Annotated in this window: 12 protein-coding genes; 6 read left to right on the top strand and 6 right to left on the bottom strand. The window is 55.2% G+C overall.

What is annotated here, in order from left to right:
• Positions 1 to 27: 27 nt before the first annotated feature.
• Both DB48_RS08325 and DB48_RS08320 read right to left on the bottom strand, forming a co-directional pair.
• Positions 28 to 834: an SDR family oxidoreductase gene (locus DB48_RS08325; RefSeq protein ID WP_041509837.1), complete on the bottom strand. Its 807-nt coding sequence runs from the start codon at positions 832 to 834 to the stop codon at positions 28 to 30.
• Between the two features lie 102 nt (positions 835 to 936).
• Positions 937 to 3,510 (bottom strand): sensor domain-containing protein, encoded by a 2,574-nt coding sequence (locus DB48_RS08320; RefSeq protein ID WP_041509836.1) that lies wholly within the window; start codon positions 3,508 to 3,510, stop codon positions 937 to 939.
• Positions 3,511 to 3,830: 320 nt separating this feature from the next.
• On the opposite strand from DB48_RS08320, the gene DB48_RS08315 reads away from it, so the two are divergent.
• The 4 genes from DB48_RS08315 (at position 3,831) to DB48_RS08300 (ending at position 7,571) form a co-directional block, all read left to right on the top strand.
• Entirely contained in the window at positions 3,831 to 4,532 is a 702-nt protein-coding gene (locus tag DB48_RS08315) for a spondin domain-containing protein (protein WP_041509835.1), read from the top strand.
• Between the two features lie 9 nt (positions 4,533 to 4,541).
• Positions 4,542 to 5,270 carry a spondin domain-containing protein gene (locus DB48_RS08310; protein ID WP_041509834.1) on the top strand — a complete coding sequence of 243 codons (729 nt, stop codon included), beginning with the start codon at positions 4,542 to 4,544 and terminating at the stop codon, positions 5,268 to 5,270.
• A 100-nt stretch (positions 5,271 to 5,370) separates the two neighbouring features.
• Positions 5,371 to 6,099 (top strand): response regulator transcription factor, encoded by a 729-nt coding sequence (locus DB48_RS08305; RefSeq protein WP_052813717.1) that lies wholly within the window; start codon positions 5,371 to 5,373, stop codon positions 6,097 to 6,099.
• A 2-nt stretch (positions 6,100 to 6,101) separates the two neighbouring features.
• Entirely contained in the window at positions 6,102 to 7,571 is a 1,470-nt protein-coding gene (locus DB48_RS08300; protein WP_041509833.1) for a sensor histidine kinase, read from the top strand.
• 246 nt (positions 7,572 to 7,817) lie between these two features.
• Here the strand turns inward: DB48_RS08300 and hemE are convergent, their stop codons facing one another.
• Positions 7,818 to 8,882 carry a uroporphyrinogen decarboxylase gene (gene hemE, locus DB48_RS08295; protein WP_041509832.1) on the bottom strand — a complete coding sequence of 355 codons (1,065 nt, stop codon included), beginning with the start codon at positions 8,880 to 8,882 and terminating at the stop codon, positions 7,818 to 7,820.
• Positions 8,883 to 9,359: 477 nt separating this feature from the next.
• On the opposite strand from hemE, the gene rsd reads away from it, so the two are divergent.
• Positions 9,360 to 9,827, top strand: coding sequence for a sigma D regulator (rsd, locus tag DB48_RS08290; protein ID WP_200890547.1), 468 nt, complete (start codon positions 9,360 to 9,362; stop codon positions 9,825 to 9,827).
• 96 nt (positions 9,828 to 9,923) lie between these two features.
• Here the strand turns inward: rsd and acnB are convergent, their stop codons facing one another.
• Complete coding sequence (acnB, locus tag DB48_RS08285) at positions 9,924 to 12,521, bottom strand: bifunctional aconitate hydratase 2/2-methylisocitrate dehydratase (protein ID WP_041509830.1); 2,598 nt, start codon at positions 12,519 to 12,521, stop codon at positions 9,924 to 9,926.
• A 413-nt stretch (positions 12,522 to 12,934) separates the two neighbouring features.
• Here acnB and hxpB point away from each other — a divergent pair, with 413 nt between their 5' ends.
• On the top strand, positions 12,935 to 13,594 hold the full coding sequence (hxpB, locus tag DB48_RS08280; protein ID WP_041509829.1) for a hexitol phosphatase HxpB: 660 nt from the start codon (positions 12,935 to 12,937) through the stop codon (positions 13,592 to 13,594).
• Between the two features lie 242 nt (positions 13,595 to 13,836).
• Here hxpB and DB48_RS08275 read toward each other — a convergent pair whose 3' ends face one another.
• Positions 13,837 to 15,891 (bottom strand): M13 family metallopeptidase, encoded by a 2,055-nt coding sequence (locus DB48_RS08275; protein ID WP_041509828.1) that lies wholly within the window; start codon positions 15,889 to 15,891, stop codon positions 13,837 to 13,839.
• A 132-nt stretch (positions 15,892 to 16,023) separates the two neighbouring features.
• Positions 16,024 to 18,237 (bottom strand): patatin-like phospholipase family protein, encoded by a 2,214-nt coding sequence (locus DB48_RS08270; RefSeq protein ID WP_041509827.1) that lies wholly within the window; start codon positions 18,235 to 18,237, stop codon positions 16,024 to 16,026.
• Between the last annotated feature and the right edge of the window lie 25 nt (positions 18,238 to 18,262).

Genomic DNA, 18,262 nt, shown 5'->3' with positions numbered 1-18,262 from the left:
TCTCTGTAACTTTCTAAAGATTTCATCCTAATGACCGGAGGCGATCGCCTTACGGGCGATCTTATCGATAAGGCCAGGTGCGACTATCTTAAACCAACGGCCTAGCCGTCCCCGCAGCGAGGTGATTAGCAGCCGCTTGCGCCCGGCAATCGCAGGCAACATCATCTGGGCACACTGCTCGGCGGTGATGATCTTAGCCTCCTGCATAGGGCTCTTGCCCAGCGGCTGCCCCTTACCATCTAGCGCCCGTTTATGGATCTCAGACACCACGAAATCAGGGCAGATATGGGTCACGGCCACATCATGCTCGGCCAGCTCAATCCGCAGCGAGTCGAAGAAGCCCATCACCGCATGTTTAGAGGCGCTGTAACCACTGCGAGTCGGTACGCCGGTTAATCCCGCCACCGAGGCCACCACCACGATTTGGCCACGGCTGGCCTTTAGGTGTGGCAAGGCATAATGGGTCAGCATGGCGGGGGCAAGGTAGTTGACTCGCATCACCCGCTCTAAGATGGCGAGATCTTCGAGGTCTTCGAAACGCGACCACATGGTCATGCCAGCATTGTTGACCAGGATATCCAGGCGGCCGAAATGGGCCACACAGGTATCTATGAGGGCGCGACAGGCATCGGCATCTGTCACATCGGTGGGAACGACCAGGGGCGGCACGCTGGCAACACTTAAAAGCTCTTGTTGCAGGGAATGAAGGCGTGCCTGGCTGCGAGCGGTCAGCACCAATCGACACCCCAGTGGCGCCATCGCCTTGGCCAGGGCACGCCCTATGCCTTCGGAGGCGCCGGTGATGATAACGACCTTGTCGGCTAAAGTTTGCATCTAAGACCTAAGGTATGAATAAATGGATAGGCTCCAAATTCACACACTTAGCCCGAAAGCACAAGCCTTAAGGCCAGGCGATCAGGCTATACGGCATTAGCACTAGGCCATCAGCCGATGCACATTATCCAGCGGCGCTGTGAGGTATTGATCTAGGCTCTTGGGGCGACCTATGGCGTAGCCCTGGGCATAGTTGATGCCGATCGACTCTAGCCTGTCGATGATCTCCTGATTTTCCACAAACTCGGCCACCGTCTCTATGCCCATCACGCGGCAGACATCGTGTATCGACTTGACGATGGCATAGTCCTTGGCATTGCTGGCCAGAGACTTGATGAAGCAACCGTCGATCTTCACATAGTTCACCGGCAGCTCCCGCAGATAGCCATATGACGCAAAGCCGGTACCGAAATCATCCAGGGCGAAGGAGAAGCCCTGTTTCTTAAGCTGATTGAGCATCTCCATCGCCCGGTTACGATTCTGGATGGCACTGGTCTCGGTGATCTCGAAACAGATGCACTGGCTGGGGATGGCGAACCTTTCCAGCTGGGCGATGATATAGTCCACCATGCCCTCGGCCCCCAGGCTGTTGGCCGACAGGTTGATCGACAGACAGTGATCTCCCCATAGCTCCTCGTGCAAGGATAGCCAGAGGAAGGTCTTACGTATCACCTCTTTATCGACATCTGTCATCAGCTTAAAGCGCTCGGCCGCGGCAATAAACTGCGCCGGGGCCAGGATACGCCCGCAGGGCTCCTGGATCCGCAGCAACACCTCCATACGCTGCTTACCCTGAGGCCCGAGGGCCTTGATGGGTTGATAGTAGAGCAGCAGCTCGTTGTGTTCGATCGCCTGGGCGATACGCACCGCCCACTTGGGCGCATTGCGCTGGTAGGTGAGTTCCTTGTCCTTGTCATCGTAGAAATGCACCTGATTACTGCCCTTGCGCTTGGCGGCGATACAGGCGATGTCGGCATCTTTAAGCAGCTCAAGCGGATTGATGTAAGGCGCCCTGGCCAGCGCGATTCCGGCGCTGATCCCCACATGATAATGACAGCCATGATGCTCCATCACCTGTTTGCCGACGGCGTCGATGATCTGTTTCACCTGCTGTGCCAGCGCCACCACCCCCAGATCTTTCAGCGCCAGACCAAATTCGTCGCCCCCCAATCGGGCCAACAGCCCCTGTCCACTCAGGCTGGCCTGAATCGCCTTGGATACCATCTTCAACATGGCATCACCGGCATTATGGCCGCAGGAATCGTTGATCAGCTTAAACTGCTCCAGGTCGAAATAGCAGATCGCCAGGGTCTGGGCATCCTCGGCAAACGCCTGTAGGCGCTCCTCGAAGGCGCAGCGGTTGAGCAGTCCGGTGACATTATCATAGTTGGCCCTGCGTCTGAGCTGATGCTTGAGCAGCTCCTCCTGGGTGATGTCCCGCAGTACGATCACAGTGCCGATGATCTTGTTATTCGGCCCCTTGAGGTTACTGATGCTACGCTCCATCAGCCTAGGGGTATGACTGGTAAACTTGACCTTGCTCAGCAGCGGCGTCGCCGTGCCACTCGCCATGAAGGCAAACAGCGACTGATTCAGCTCGGGCTCACTACGAAACACCCTCTCCAGATTCATGCCCACCGCAGACTCGGCCTTCACCTTGAGCAAACGCTCCGCCTGGGGGTTTAGGTAGATCACCTTAGCCCAGCTATCGGTCAAGATCACCGCCTCGGCAATCGCCTCCAGGGTGATCTTGGAGCGCTCCTTCTGCTGGAAGATACGTGCGAGCAGGCTGTTGACCTGCTCGGAGATCACCATAAATTCCGAGGTCCCCTTGGCGCGGATCGGTTGATAGGTCTTAGCCGTCGGATCCACCCGCGACAGCTGACGCAGCAGCTGTTTAAGGGGGTCGATCACCCCATGACGCAACCAGAGATACCCCATCAAGAGAAGCAGCAGGCTGATGCCGCCGATAAGGTACACCAGAGTTGCCGGCGCACTGTCTAACTGACTGACCGGTAGCTTGAGCTCGATATCCAGCAGCAAGGAGTGCTGACCAAGCAGGCTCGGCACCTCCAGGGTCACCCGCTGTGGCGATGGCTGCCCCAGCAAGGTCGGCGCCGCGCTCGCCAGTCTCAGCCCCGCCATCGAGGAGTCGGCCTCATAATATTCGAACAGTTGATTATCGACCCGGCGGACCATCAACAGGCGTCGACTATCGGACAGCGGGATCACACAGGCCAGAAAGCCTTGCTTCCCCTGGAGCAGAAAGCCGGTACGAACGCCATCGAGCATCAGCAGCTCGCGGCGCAGTGAGGCGAGATCCAATGCCTGGGTTTCCGGGCTGAGATCACCAAAGGGCGTGATACCCGTGTCTTGCACCGTGTAGAGGCTGACATGGGCAGATAGGGACATGGCTTGCCAGGTCGCCGACAGGCTCTGGCGCTGCTCGGCGGGCAGGAGTGCCATAGGGACGCCGTAGAGCTGGGCCAACATCTCAAACTGCGCGAGATCTTCCTCGAGATGGTGGGCGATATTCTGCTGCGCACGCTGACTCACGTCCTGGCGCAGGTCGCTCAGGCGAAGCTCATACCAGGCATTTAACCCATAGGAGATGGCCATGATGGCGGGCAGGCAGAAGCCGGCCACAAAAACCACAATTTTCTTGCTAATGCGCATCTTGTCTCTGAGCCATCCTATCGGGGTCGCTTTTAGGGCTAGGTTCGAATCGGCGAGGAAAATACCCTATTTGTCCTAGGGTTTAAACCGCCTGGCGACTGCCCGTTGCAAAACTAGCCAATAGCCTGCCTGCGGCAAACGGCCGCCGCATTGACTTAGCGCAGGAATTAACGATTGAGACGTAAATCAAAGCGTAAATTGAGAGCCAGTTCACCGCCCGAGAGCAGTTGTGAAACTTTTGTGATAATTTGGCGATACTTAAGTGAACTCCTGAGGCCATGCTTGAAATACAAGTCTTAATGTCCATCAGGAGAAACCTCATGACCCTACGCAAAGTCACCGCCGGCCTACTATTAGCTGGCTTAGTCGCCACACCTGTCGGCGCCGCCGAACTCACCATCAGCATCAGCAACCTCACCCATGGCAACCACTTCACTCCGGTCCTAATTGCTGCCCACGATGCACAGATGCACCTGTTCCAGGCGGGCGAGCCTGCCACGAGTGCGCTACAGAAGATGGCGGAAGGGGGCGACATCGCCGATCTCGCCGCCATGGTCGATGCAGCCAATGGTGTCACCCTGTCTAATCCGGCGGCTGGCCTGATGGCGCCGGGACAAAAGGTCGAAAGCATCACCTTAGACAGCCAGGCCATGACCCATCTGTCGCTGGTTGCCATGATACTCCCCACCAACGACGCCTTCGTCGGCTTAGATGGCTGGGAAATTCCGACCACTCCCGGCACCTATAGCCTGACTCTCAACGCCTATGACGCCGGCACAGAGGCAAACGATGAGATCATCAATGGCGGCGGCATGCCAGGCACTCCAGGGATCCCCGCTGCGCCGGGTGGCGATGGCGGCAGCAATGGTAGCGGGGTGGCCGACACCAGCGCCAACGACAAGGTGCATATCCATCCCGGCATCTTAGGCGATACAGATCCGGCAGGTGGCATGAGCGATCTCGACAGCCGTGTACACCGCTGGCTCAACCCGGTCGCCCACGTCAGCATCACAGTGAAATAGGAGGCCAAGATGAAACTGCAAGATTTCAAGGGCAGCCTACCGCTGTCGATAATGGCATTGAGTGTGGGGCTGCTGCTCAGTGCCTGCTCAGACAACGACCATGACAACAATATGCCAGAGCCACCGGCACCGCCCGTAGAGCGTAGCTTTACCCTGACGGTGACAAACCTCACCGCCAACCAGCCTATGTCTCCCCTGGCACTGCTGGCCACCTCAAACGGCTATCACGCCTGGCAAAGTGGTGAGCCCGCCAGCCTGGCACTTGAGCAACTGGCCGAAGGGGGAGATCAGTCAGGTTATAGCACTGAGATGGACGGTGTCGACATGGTGATAAGCGGCGCGGGCATACTGGCTCCCGGCGCGAGTGAGAGCCTGACCCTGACCCAGGTCGAGACGGCCGTCTCATCGCTTTCCTTGCTCACCATGCTGGTCAACACCAATGACGCCTTCAGCGGCCTGGACGCCATAGATCTGAGTCAGATGGCAGTAGCGCAGACCCAGAGTTTCTACACGCCCGCCTATGATGCCGGCACCGAGGCCAATAGCGAGCTCAAGGGAACAATACCCGGGCCGGCCGATGGCGGCGAAGGCTTTAATGCAGGCCGTGACGATGTAGATCGTGTGCATCTGCATCCTGGGGTGATCAGCCAGGACGATGGCCTGAGCGATTCGGTGCTACATGCCAGTCACAGGTTTGACAATCCGGTACTGAGAGTGACGATTCAGCGCACACGTTAGTCGCTAGAGAGGCTTGCCAACGAGCAATATTTAACCTCGACGAAATAAATTCCCTCCGGGCTGGGTCTACTGGATGTAGGCCAACCAGAGGGAATTTGCTATGTCTGTGATAAACAGCGACAAGAGTGTGTGTGAACGCCGGCGCATCTTACTGGTCGAAGATGAGCCCGACCTCGCCCGCCTGATCCGCCTCAACCTGGAATCCCTGCAACATGAGGTGACACAGGTAAGTAGCCTGACTCAGGCAAGACAGGTGCTGCAGAGCAAAAGCTTCGATCTCTTGCTGTTGGATCGCATGCTGAGTGACGGCGACGGCCTGACCCTGTGCCAACAGCTGCGCCAGGAGGGCAAGCGCCTGCCCTGCATGATGATCACCGCCCGGGATAGCGAGTCAGATATCGTCCTCGGCCTGGAATCCGGCGCCGACGACTACATGGTGAAACCCTTCAGCGTGCTGGAACTCAGGGCCAGGGTCAAGGCCCTCCTCAGACGCGCCAACCAGCAGGCCGCCGACCAGTATGCCTTGACGTTCGACGAGTTAGTGATCGACAGCAAGACGAGGGAAGTCACCGCCGCCAACCAACCGCTGACTCTCACCGCCAGAGAGTTCGACTTGCTCTACTACCTGGCACAACATCCGCGCCAAGTATTCAGCCGCATGCAACTGCTCGAGGCCGTATGGGGCTACTCCTATGCGGGCTATGAACACACGGTCAACAGTCACATCAATCGCCTCAGGGCCAAGCTGGCCTGCTGCCCCAACAGCAACGAGCTGGTACAGACGGTGTGGGGCGTGGGCTATAAGTTTGCGCCACCGGCGGCGCACTAGCCATGGTCAATAGCCTGTTTGGCCGCATCCTACTGCTTGCCAGCGCCTGTGTCCTGCTGCTGTTTATCGGTTTCTGGCAGTGGTTTAGCCTGAACCAGCAACACAGCCAACGTCTGGTGCAGCAATCCCTGCACCGAGAACTGGCGACCCACATGGCCGAGATCAACCCCCTGCTGTCCCAGGGGATCACCTCCAACGCCGCCCTCAAGGAGGCCCTTCACGATCTCATGCTGCTGGGCCCCAGCTTCGAGATCTACACCCTAAATCCCCAGGGCAAGGTGATCGCCTTCGACGCCAAGGAGGAGCAGATCAAGACCCACGGCGTCGATATCACCAAGGTGCAGGCCTTTCTGCAGGGTGAGCCCTTACCTATCCTGGGCACAGATCCAAGAGCTGAGGGCCAGCAGAAGATCTTCTCCGTCAGCCCACTTCATAGCCCAGACGGGGCCCTCAGTGGCTACCTGTATGTGATCATCGGCGGTGAGGCCTTCGACAACTGGCAATCGCTTATCCAGGCAAAAGACCTGCCCCAGCGCTGGGGCGTCGCCCTAGGCGGCTGGGCGCTGTTTACCCTGATCCTGTTTTCCCTGCTACTGCGCTACCTGACGCGGCCACTCAAGCGTCTCACCCAGGCACTGGGTGAGCTAGAGCAGAAACCGATCAGCCAGCCTCTCGCCCTTCCCCTGGCGCCGAGCCGTAGCCAGGAGATGGCCCAACTTAACACCCAGATCAACCGCCTACTGCAGGAGGTTGCCCAGAAGCAGCGCCAGGTGACTCAGCAGCAGGCGGCTAAGCAGGAGTTTCTGCTGCACCTGTCACACGATCTCAAGACACCGCTCACCACGCTACTGGGCTATCTGGACACCTGGCGAATCAGCCCGGTCGATGAGCGCGACGACAGCCTGCTCGAATATGCCAGTGCCTCGGGGCAGAGGCTGCAACAGCTACTGGCGCAGATGCTGGAGTTGGCGGCGCTGGAGAATGGTCAGATAAAAGCGAATCTGCGTAGAACACCGCTGCATGCGCTCCTCGATGAGGTCAAGCAGACCTTCGTCCCCAAGGCCAAACGGGCCGGAATTAGCCTGAACATCAGCCGGGACGAGGGGTTGATCCTTTACACAGATCCCCAGCTGATGGGGCGCGTGCTCAACAACCTGCTGGACAACGCCCTGCGCCACACGCCAGCCGGCGGCGAGATCGATGTCTATGCTCAGACCCTGCCTTCGGGATCTTATCTCGTCATACAAGACACGGGCAGCGGCATGCAGGCGCAAGCCATTGCCACCCTGGAGCAGCCCCCCAGCCAAACTCAGCCCGAGCTCTACTATTGCCAAGGCGACGCGCTGCCACAGCTAGGTGTCGGCCTGGCGATCGTCAGACAATTACTGGCCAGACTCGGTTGTCGTATCGAGGTGCAGAGCACAGTTGACCGGGGTAGCCGGTTCATGATCGCATTGCGTCACTATCAATAAGGCGAGCGGAAGCTTATACCAATCACAGTAAATATGTGATCAGAAATAGCGCAGGAAAAACGCTTGAGAACAAAGCAGGATTTTTAGATAAGTAGTTATTCTAAAATTAAAAATACTAATACAGTTATCGAGCGTTTTAACAAGCTAGAATGATTAATTATTTATTACGATTGGTATTAACCATTGAGACAAAAAAATAGCCAGTCGAGTTGCCCCGACTGGCTAGCTTTAACATGTCATTGCCACTTACTTGTGGTATTGCGCCGACAGTTCGTGTACTGACTTGATGAAGGCGCCCGCATGCTCTGGATCCACATGCTGGTGAATACCATGACCCAGGTTGAATACGTGACCAGAACCTTCGCCGTAACCGGCCAGGATCTGACGCACCTCTTCGTGGATGCGTTCTGGTGAGGCGTAAAGCATAGAAGGATCCATGTTACCCTGCAGGGCAACCTTGTGACCCACGCGGCGACGCGCATCGGCAATATCCACGGTCCAGTCCAGACCCAGTGCATCACAGCCAGTCTCGGCCATCGCCTCTAGCCATAGTCCGCCACCCTTAGTGAACAGAGTGACAGGCACCTGACGACCGTCGGCATGACGCGTCAGACCATCGACGATCTTCTGCATGTAACGCAGCGAGAACTCGCGATAAGCGGTATGAGACAACGCACCACCCCAAGAGTCGAAAATCATCAGCGACTGAGCACCGTTGGCCACCTGAGCGTTCAGGTACAGGGTCACCGAGTCAGCCAGCTTGTCTAGCAGCATGTGCAGCGCCGCAGGTTCGGCGTAGGCCATCTTCTTGATCTTTTCGAAGGTCTTGCTCGAACCGCCCTCGACCATGTAGGTCGCCAGTGTCCAAGGTGAACCAGAGAAACCGATCAGCGGCACTTCGCCTTTCAGCTCACGGCGAATGGTGCTAACCGCGTTCATCACATAACCAAGCTCATCTTCTGGATCCGGTACGGCCAGCTTCTTGATGGCATCAAGGGTATCGGTTGGACGCTCGAAACGAGGACCCTCACCGGTTTCGAAATAGAGACCCAGGCCCATGGCATCTGGCACGGTCAAAATATCAGAGAATAAGATCGCAGCATCGAGATCGTAACGACGAAGCGGTTGCAACGTCACTTCACACGCCAACTCGGCATTGCGGCACAGAGACATGAAGTCACCGGCTTGTGCGCGGGTTGCTTTGTATTCAGGAAGGTAACGACCCGCCTGACGCATCATCCACACAGGAGTCACATCAACAGGCTGTTTTAGTAAGGCACGTAAATAACGATCATTTTTTAGTTCTGCCATAAGGCTCTATTCCTACGCTTATTGATTTTCGCTGGGACAGTAGTTTAGCATTTACGCGAGTAAAGTAACCTCCATCAGCACATTTATGTGACAAACGCCGCTTGATTATTTTTTTACCCCCGCGTCCCTTCTCTCAGGGTTTGGCCTGGGCCGCAAATTGCCCGCCTCACCCCGCAATTCGTTAGAAAAAAGTTGCACCCCCTCTTTGCCTTTGGTATAAAAAGTCTGCGCTAGCAAGAACAATCAAGAAGCTCGTCGCATCGAGCCCGCAAAACTTTACTCGCCCAGCGATAGATTTCTATCGCTGGGCATTTTATTTCTGCCCTTCTCACCGACCACCCCCACGTCATTTTGTATACAAAACAAGCAGATTCGACCAGCTGAAAGATCGCCAGGATAGACTAAAAAATGGTTGATCAAAGCGGTGGTTCTCACCTACATTAGAAGTCATAGAAGAACAATGCGATGGGGACCATTATGCTAAAGCAATTGGAACGGGCCGAACAGAAATGGGGTGGCTCCAATACACTGATTGATCAATGGCTGAATCACCGTCGTAAGCTGCTGATTAACTATTGCCAAATTGCCGGGCTGCCGCCCTACGAGGCGATAGACAAATCACTTCCCGCCTTCAAAGCGGTCAAAGAGTTCTGTGATCTCTTGGTCGATTATGTGTCCGAGGGGCACTTCGAGGTTTATGATCGCGTGGTCACCGCCTGTGAGAAGAATGGCGAATCCAGCCAGGCATTGGCGCAGACCATAGTCCCTAAGATCAGCGAGACGACGGATCTCGCCCTGGACTTCAACGATAAATACACCAGCGCCAGCGACGACAAGATCCTCTATCAGCTGGACAAAGATCTCTCCTCTCTCGGTGATGCCATGGAGACACGTTTCCAGCTGGAAGATCAACTGCTTGAAGTGCTGCACAGCAAGTACTCCTAAAAGCAATATCAGTCCTGATGCTTATGTGAATTTCACCTAAGAGCAGGCATAAAAAAGGCCAGCAATCAGCTGGCCTTTTTACATCATCAATCTTGATTACACGGCAGACTGGAAGATCACTTCGGCCGCTCTTTTTGTGTATGAATCGATCTGGTCGAAGTTCAGGTAACGGTAAGTATCGGCTGCTGTCGCATCGATCTCTTTGGCGTACTCCTGATACTCTTCAACGCTTGGCAGACGACCCAGCAGTGCTGCAACCGCGGCCAGCTCGGCAGACGCCAGGTAGACGTTAGCGCCAGTACCCAGACGGTTCGGGAAGTTACGGGTAGAGGTCGACACAACCGTCGCGCCCTCGGCAACACGAGCCTGGTTACCCATACACAGAGAACAGCCTGGGATCTCGATGCGCGCACCGACACGACCGAAGATGGCGTAGTAACCTTCTTCTGTCAGCTGATCACGGTCCATCTTAGTTGGTGGAGCGATCCACAGACGGGTTGGCAGCGTCTTGGCAAACTTGTCCAGCATCTTACCGGTTGCACGGAAGTGGCCGATGTTAGTCATACAAGAACCAACGAACACCTCGTCGATCTGAGTGTCTTTCACCTGAGACAGGAGAACGGCATCATCTGGATCGTTAGGCGCACACAGGATAGGCTCTTTGATCTCGTTCAGATCGATCTCGATCACTTCGGCGTATTCTGCGTCAGCATCGGCTTCCATCAGCTCTGGATTCGCCAGCCACTCTTCCATCGCAGCGATACGACGCTCGATGGTACGACGGTCACCGTAACCTTCGGCGATCATCCACTTCAACATCACTATGTTAGAGTTGAGGTATTCGATGATAGGCTCTTTGTCCAGCTTGATGGTACAACCGGCAGCACTACGCTCGGCCGATGCGTCAGACAGTTCGAATGCCTGCTCAACCTTCAGCTTCTCTAGACCTTCGATCTCCAGGATACGACCAGAGAAGGCGTTGATCTTGCCCTTCTTCTCAACGGTCAGCAGACCCATTTCGATCGCCTTGTGCGGGATAGCATGTACCAGGTCACGCAGTGTGATACCAGGCTGCATCTCGCCCTTGAAGCGAACCAGTACAGATTCAGGCATATCCAGTGGCATAACACCGGTCGCGGCGGCGAAGGCCACCAGGCCAGAACCCGCAGGGAAAGAGATACCGATTGGGAAACGAGTATGCGAGTCACCACCTGTACCTACGGTATCAGGCAGCAGCATACGGTTCAGCCAAGAGTGGATAACACCGTCACCTGGACGTAGCGACACACCTCCACGGTTCATGATGAAGTCAGGTAGTGTGTGGTGAGTGTTCACGTCCACAGGCTTAGGATAAGCGGCTGTGTGACAGAATGACTGCATGGTCAGATCGGCACTGAAGCCAAGACATGCCAAGTCTTTCAACTCGTCACGAGTCATAGGACCCGTGGTGTCTTGTGAACCCACAGAGGTCATCTTAGGCTCGCAGTATTGGCCAGGACGCACACCGGTTACGCCGCATGCCTTACCCACCATCTTCTGCGCCAGGGTGTAACCCTTGCCAGAATCGGCCACATCTTGTGGACGTACGAATACGTCAGAGGCTGGCAGACCTAAGGTCTCGCGAGCGCGGTCAGTCAGACCACGACCGATGATCAGCGGAATACGGCCGCCGGCACGGACTTCGTCCAGCAGCACGTCTGTCTTAAGCTTGAACTCAGAGATCACTTCGTCGCTGCCGTGTAGCTTAACCACACCTTCGTATGGGTAGATGTCGATCACATCGCCCATGTTCATCTTGCTTACGTCCAGCTCGATTGGCAGGGCACCGGCATCTTCCATGGTGTTGAAGAAGATAGGCGCGATCTTGCCACCCAGGCAGAAACCACCGGCGCGCTTGTTAGGCACGTATGGGATGTCGTCACCCATGAACCACAGCACTGAGTTGGTCGCAGACTTACGTGAAGAACCTGTCCCCACAACGTCACCCACGTAAACCAGTGGATGACCCTTCTCTTTCAGAGATTCGATCTCATTGATTGGGCCTTTTACGCCCGCTTCGTCTGGCACTATGCCATCGCGCGCGTTTTTCAGCATCGCCAGGGCGTGCAGTGGGATATCTGGACGAGACCAGGCATCCGGTGCAGGTGACAGATCGTCTGTGTTGGTTTCACCCGTCACCTTGAATACGGTCAGGGTCACCTTGTCGGCCAGCTTAGGACGGCTGAGGAACCACTCGGCGTTCGCCCAAGACTCAACCACTTGCTTAGCGTGGGCGTTGCCCGCTTGCATCTTCTCAACCACATCGTGGTAGGCATCGAACATCAGCAGGGTGTTTGACAGTGCCTTAACCGCCAATGGGGCCTGGGCATCATCGTCGAGTTGAGCAATCAGCGGCTCGATGTTGTAACCGCCCTGCATGGTACCCAGTAGCTCAACGGCACGTGCCGATGACAGGATAGGAGACGTTGCCTCGCCTTTGGCAACCGCATCGAGGAAGCCGGCTTTCACATAGGCCGCTTCGTCAACACCTGGTGGAATTCTGTTTTCGAGCAGGTCGAGGATAAATGCCTCTTCACCCGCAGGTGGATTCTTCACTAATTCGATTAATTCGGCCACTTGATGGGCATCTAGTGGCTTAGGGACTACGCCCTCTGCAGCACGTTCTGCGACGTGTTTACGATATGCTTCTAGCACGGCAACATTCCTCTTTGTTTGGCGTTCTAACAGCGAAACTGCACGTCTTCAATTCTGAAGCTCACAGTCAAGCAGGCTCAACCCGTATTTCCGGCCGCATTATACTACAGCTTTGCAAAAGTATGAATCAGATCACACTCTTAGAAGTGAGAAATTACCGGGATTTCCTAGGGTGCCCAGCAAATTAGCCTAGCCCTGAAACAAATGAAATTAGACAATAGTTTGAATACCTAGATAACCCATTGTTATAAAAACAATTAAAGAGTTATCCTAAATTCATTCCAAACGATGGAATTGATGGCTTTCGCGGGAAAAATAATCTTAAAAATTTTCGTATCTCACTCGTAAATACTCGAAGAATTCGCATAATATTCCACTACCTTCGCCAAAATGAACCAGTAAGGGCCTACATCATGAGCCAAATGCATTTATCGGCCGTCATCTTCGATATGGATGGCGTACTTATCGACTCGGAGCCGAGTTGGCAGGCCGCAGAGTACAAGGTGCTGAGCCAGCTTGGCCTTCCCATCAGCCTCAGCGATACCGAGCAAACCACAGGACTGCGTATCGATCAGGTCGTGGCCTACTGGTATGAGCGCCATCCCTGGGCAGACTATGATAATCAGGTGACATCAGATGCCATAGTGCAGCAGGTCGCAAGCGAGATCCTACGCAGTGGCGAGGCGATGCCAGGCGTCCATAGGGCGCTTGAGGCCTGCCAGCGGCGCGGCGTCAAGATAGGCCTGGCCACCTCATCGCCTCAGGAATTAATCGATGCCGTGATGCAAAAGCTGGCCATCGCTGAGCTATTCGATGCCATCGAAAGCGCCGAGACGCTGTCTCTGGGCAAGCCACACCCAGAGGTGTACCTCAACTGTGCCAAGGCCCTGAATGTCTCGCCCTCACATTGCTTGGCGGTGGAAGACTCCTTCAACGGATTGATCGCCGCCAGGGCCGCCAACATGCATACTGTGGTGATCCCCGCGTCCCATGAGGCGAGCCAGGCCAGATGGGCCGCCGCCCACCAGCAGCTGGTCAGTCTCGACGAACTGGCGGACTATCTCGCCCGATAATTCATACCAATCACAGTAAACATGTGATCAGAAATAGCGCAGGAAAAACGCTTGAGAACAAAGCAGGATTTTTAGATAAGTAGTTATTCTACAATTAAAAATACTAATACAGTTATCGAGCGTTTTAACAAGCTAGAATGATCAATTGTTTATTACGATTGGTATCACAGGTTTCAGACAGTAAAAAGCCCATCCTAAGATGGGCTTTGTTGCTTTGAGCTGCTTTGAAAGCGAACCTAGGCCTACCAGATCTTGACGCGATCTTCTTCGCTCAGATACATCTTGTCGCCCGCTTTCACATCGAACGCCTCGTAGAAGGCTGGAATGTTACGCGGCGTGCCCATGGCGCGGAAGTGGCTTGGTGAATGTGGGTCGGTCAGCAGACGACGTCCCAGCTCTTCGTCGCGATAGTTACGACGCCACACCTGCGACCAGCCGATAAACAGACGCTGCTCGCCGGTCAGGCCATCGATCACTGGCGCCTCTTTGCCGTCAAGGCTCAACTTGTAAGAGCGTGCCGCCACGGTTAGACCACCCAGGTCGCCAATGTTCTCACCCAGGGTGAGGTCACCATTAACAAACTTACCCGGAAGGGCCTCGAAGCTAGAGTATTGCGCGCTGAGCTTAGCACCACGCTTCTTGAACTCTTCTCTGTCTTTGTCTGACCACCAGTCTCTCAGGTTACCGTCACCATCATACTTGGCACCTTGGTCGTCGAAACCATGGCTGATCTCGTGGCCGATCACGGCACCGATACCACCATAGTTGATCGCATCATCGGCATCCATGTTGAAGAATGGAGGCTGTAAGATGGCCGCAGGGAAGACGATTTCGTTCATCACAGGGCTATAGTAGGCGTTAACCGTCTGCGGCGTCATGTGCCACTCGGTGCGGTCGATAGGCTTACCTAGCTTATCCAGCATGGTCTTGTATTCGAAATGCGCGTAACGCTGGTAGTTACCCACCAGATCATCGGCCTTGATGCTCAGGTCTGTGTAGTCTTTCCACTTGTCAGGGTAGCCGATCTTGTAGTTGAACTTAGATAGCTTCTCTTGCGCCGCAACCTTAGTCTCAGGTGTCATCCACTCTAGCTCGTTGATGCTCACCTCGAAACCCTTGATCAGGTTCTGGATCATCTTCTCCATACGTGCCTTGGCTTCTGGCTTGAAGTGACGTTTGACGTACTCTTTACCCACTAGCTCGCCGATCACCTGATCCGCTGCATCAACCGCCTTCTTCCAGCGCGGCTTCTGCTCTTCGATGCCCATCAGGGTCTTGCTGTGGAAGGCAAAGTGAAGATCGACCATCTGCTTGTTCAGCAGCTCGGCGTAGCTGTCCACCAGGTGGAACATCAGGTAGTCCTGCCACTGCTCGACGCTGAACTGATTAAATTGCTTGCCAAATTTCTCGAAGAAAGAGGGCTGACGCACGATCACCTCGGTCACCTTGTTCATGTCGGCGCCGTTGGCAAACTGTGAATAGTCGAAGTTGCTGACTGTCTTCTGCAGGCCAGCGATATCCATCTTGTTGTAGCTCTTGTTGGCGTCACGAGACTGGGTGCGTGTCCACTGACTCTCGGCCAGGAAGTGCTCGATCTCGGCCACGTTTTTCGCGGCGCGCTTGGCGTGGGCATAACCGGCGTTATCTAACAGGTCGGTGACATAGCTTTGCAGTGCGGCGCGGTTAGCTACGAACTTAGCATCATCTTTGAGGTAATAGTCGCGATCAGGCAATGTCAGGCCAGACTGATAGAAGTAGACACCATACTGAGTCGACTTCTTAGCGTCGTTATTCACATAGAAGCCCAATGGCATCTGCACACCCGAAACCAGCAGCTTACCCATCTGGCTGGCGACATCCTGATGGCTCTTAAGTCCCTGGATCTCAGCCATTGGCGCCTTGATTGGGGTCACGCCCAGCTGCTCGGCCAACTCGGTATTCATGTAGCTGGCGTAGAAGTCGCCCACTTTCTGCTCGCTTGAGCCTTCGGCCTTGTTTGGCTTAGCCGCTACTTCGTCGATGATCTCCTTCAGGGCGTTCTGGCTCTGCTCATAGAGTACGGAGAAGGCACCATAGTTAGACTTGTCGGCTGGGATAGGCGTGGTCGCCAACCAGTGACCGTTGACGCTGTAATAGAAGTCATCCTGATGACGCACCTGAGGGTCGAAGTTTTCTTTCTCAACGCCCGACACCTTTGTCGTTTGTACACTCTCTACCTGAGTGGTGTCATGGCTACCACAGGCGCCCAGGCCCAAGCCCAACGCCACAGCCAATGCTAAATGACTGACTTTTTTCATCTCGAATTCCCCGGTTCTTACTTTTATCTTGTTTATAGCCTGATTGCACAGACCTTTGCGAATGACACACTAACACCCCAGCCCCAAGGACTGTAGGGTGATTTTGTAACTTTGTATGACGCCTTAGCTGCCCTACCAGTTCTTACCCAGGAAGAGGAAGACGGTATTTTCGCCATCGTCTGTCCAGCCGTAACCTATGGCCGCCGGGCCTATGGCGGTATCCGTGCCCAGATAGAGGCTGCCGCCGTAGATGAGATCATTCAGGCTCACGCTATCGCGGATCGACCAGACGTTACCCGCCTCGAGACTAGCGCCCAGATAGAGAGGGTAGTCTGTCATCCCCAACATGTCCCGGCCCAGATCGTATTGATAGACGAAGGCACCGAACAACTTGTGCGGCCCAACCAAGGCGTCCTTATGGTAGCCAGACAAGTTAAGGAAGCCGCCTAGTTCGGAGACATTCACGCTGAAGCCCTCCTCCTTGTCCACCGTTGCCAGCGAGGCGATACCCACGAAGGCATGATTTCCCACACTCAGGGCGCCTCGCCAATCGGCCATGATCTGCAAGGAGTTCTCCGATGGTTCATCGTCAAAGATGTAGGGAGATTGCTCATGGCGGTAGTACATGTTCAGGGTAAAGCGATTACCCGAGGTCGGGAAGCTGATGCTGTCCAAGTCATCGAAACCGAACTTGAGATAGGCGCCGTAGGAGCTAAAATCTGCCCGCCCATCAAAGGCCGCATTATCGAGATAGCCCGTCTCCCCCATCACCCCCAGCTCAACCACGCCTTCCTTGATATAGTTGACGCCAATACCCAACTCGGCGCGATACTTAACCTGCTCGAGATCCAGGAAGCGGTTATTCTCTTCATACAGGGTCCAATCTTTCTTCTCATAGCCCAGTTCCGCGCGGGAGAAATAGCGCTGATCGGAATCCATGGGCAGATAAAACTCTGAGGCGAGCATCTTCTCATAACCCAGGCGTAGCTCGTTGCGCCACTCGCCACCATAGGCGGTCAGATCTGTCATGGTGTAGGCCACATCCAGTGCCACCACAGAGTCCAGGGTGAAGTCATCCTCCCAGCTAAAGCCAAGTTGGAAATAATTTGGCCCCCAAGACTTGGCCCGGGTCTGCAGGATCAGTATCCGTCCCTCATCTGTGTCGACAAACTCGGCGTTGACCCGCTCAAATTTATCGAGCGCATAGACTTTGTTGATCCCCTGCTCCAGCTTGGTCTTATCGACCACCTCACCCGGCTCGATACCTAAGGTCTCCGCCAAGAGTTTCTCGCTCACCTTAGAGTTGTTGTCGAAGCGTATCTCGATCACCGGGCGAGACAGGTTGTAGAGCCAACCCACGCTGGCGGCATCCTTGTGAGCCTGATAGGCAGCATACTGCTCATTGGTCACGGCTAACTGTTTTAGCCTTGTCATCTGGCCCTGAACCGCAACCTCTCCGAGGCGATAAGCCTCCGGCATGATGGAAAAATCTGTGGTGCTGAGCTCGCCAACCTCTGGACGGATCAGGATATCTTGTGTCGTCAGTAGCCGCTTTTGCTGCTCGGTACTGGCATTGGTCAGCATGGTGGATAGTTGGTTCAATACCGCGATCGTGCTCTCAAGCTGGTCCCGCTTAACCAGAGAGGAGCCGATATCCACGGCGATGACGATGTCGGCGCCCATGGCCTTCACCACATCCACCGGCATATTGTTGGCAATTCCGCCGTCAACCACTATATGCCCCTTATACTGCGCCGCCTGCAGCGCACCAGGGACAGTGGCCGATGCCTGCATCGCATCCACCAGGCTGCCGCTGTCGATCACCACGGCGCCACTGGTCTCGAGATCTGTGGCCACGGCGCGATAGGGAATAGGCAAGTCGTCGAAGTGTTCAAACTTATGCACCAGATCCGTCGAGTGCTGCAGCAAGAGCGACATGGACTGGCCACGCAACACACCATTAGGGACTTTGACTTGGCTATCGCTGTAGCCAATGTTGAGCGGGATATTGAATCTATCCCGCTGCTGCTTGCCACGATAGCTGAGAGCCGCACGGGGAATGGTATCTGAATAGCCGGCGTTCCAGTTGGAACCCATCATGATGTCTTCGATCTCTTCGGCACTATAGCCCAGGGCATACATGCCGCCCACATAGGCGCCAATACTAGTACCAGCGATGTAATCGACGGGAATATGTTCCGCCTCTAAGGCCTTAAGCACGGCGATATGAGCCGCCCCTTTCGCACCGCCCCCGCTGAGTGCCAGACCGATCTTGGGGCGTTCCTCGCTCGTGGCAGAAAAGGTGAGGCTTGCCAGCAGCAAAGAGAGTAGAAAAGGCTTGATCATCGGCGATTCATCTTCCTATGAATAG

The sequence above is a fragment of the Shewanella sp. cp20 genome, assembly GCF_000832025.1.
Lineage (GTDB): Bacteria > Pseudomonadota > Gammaproteobacteria > Enterobacterales > Shewanellaceae > Shewanella.
The sequence above is the reverse complement of the archived record's forward strand: the minus strand, read 5'-3'. Positions and strand labels throughout refer to the sequence as shown.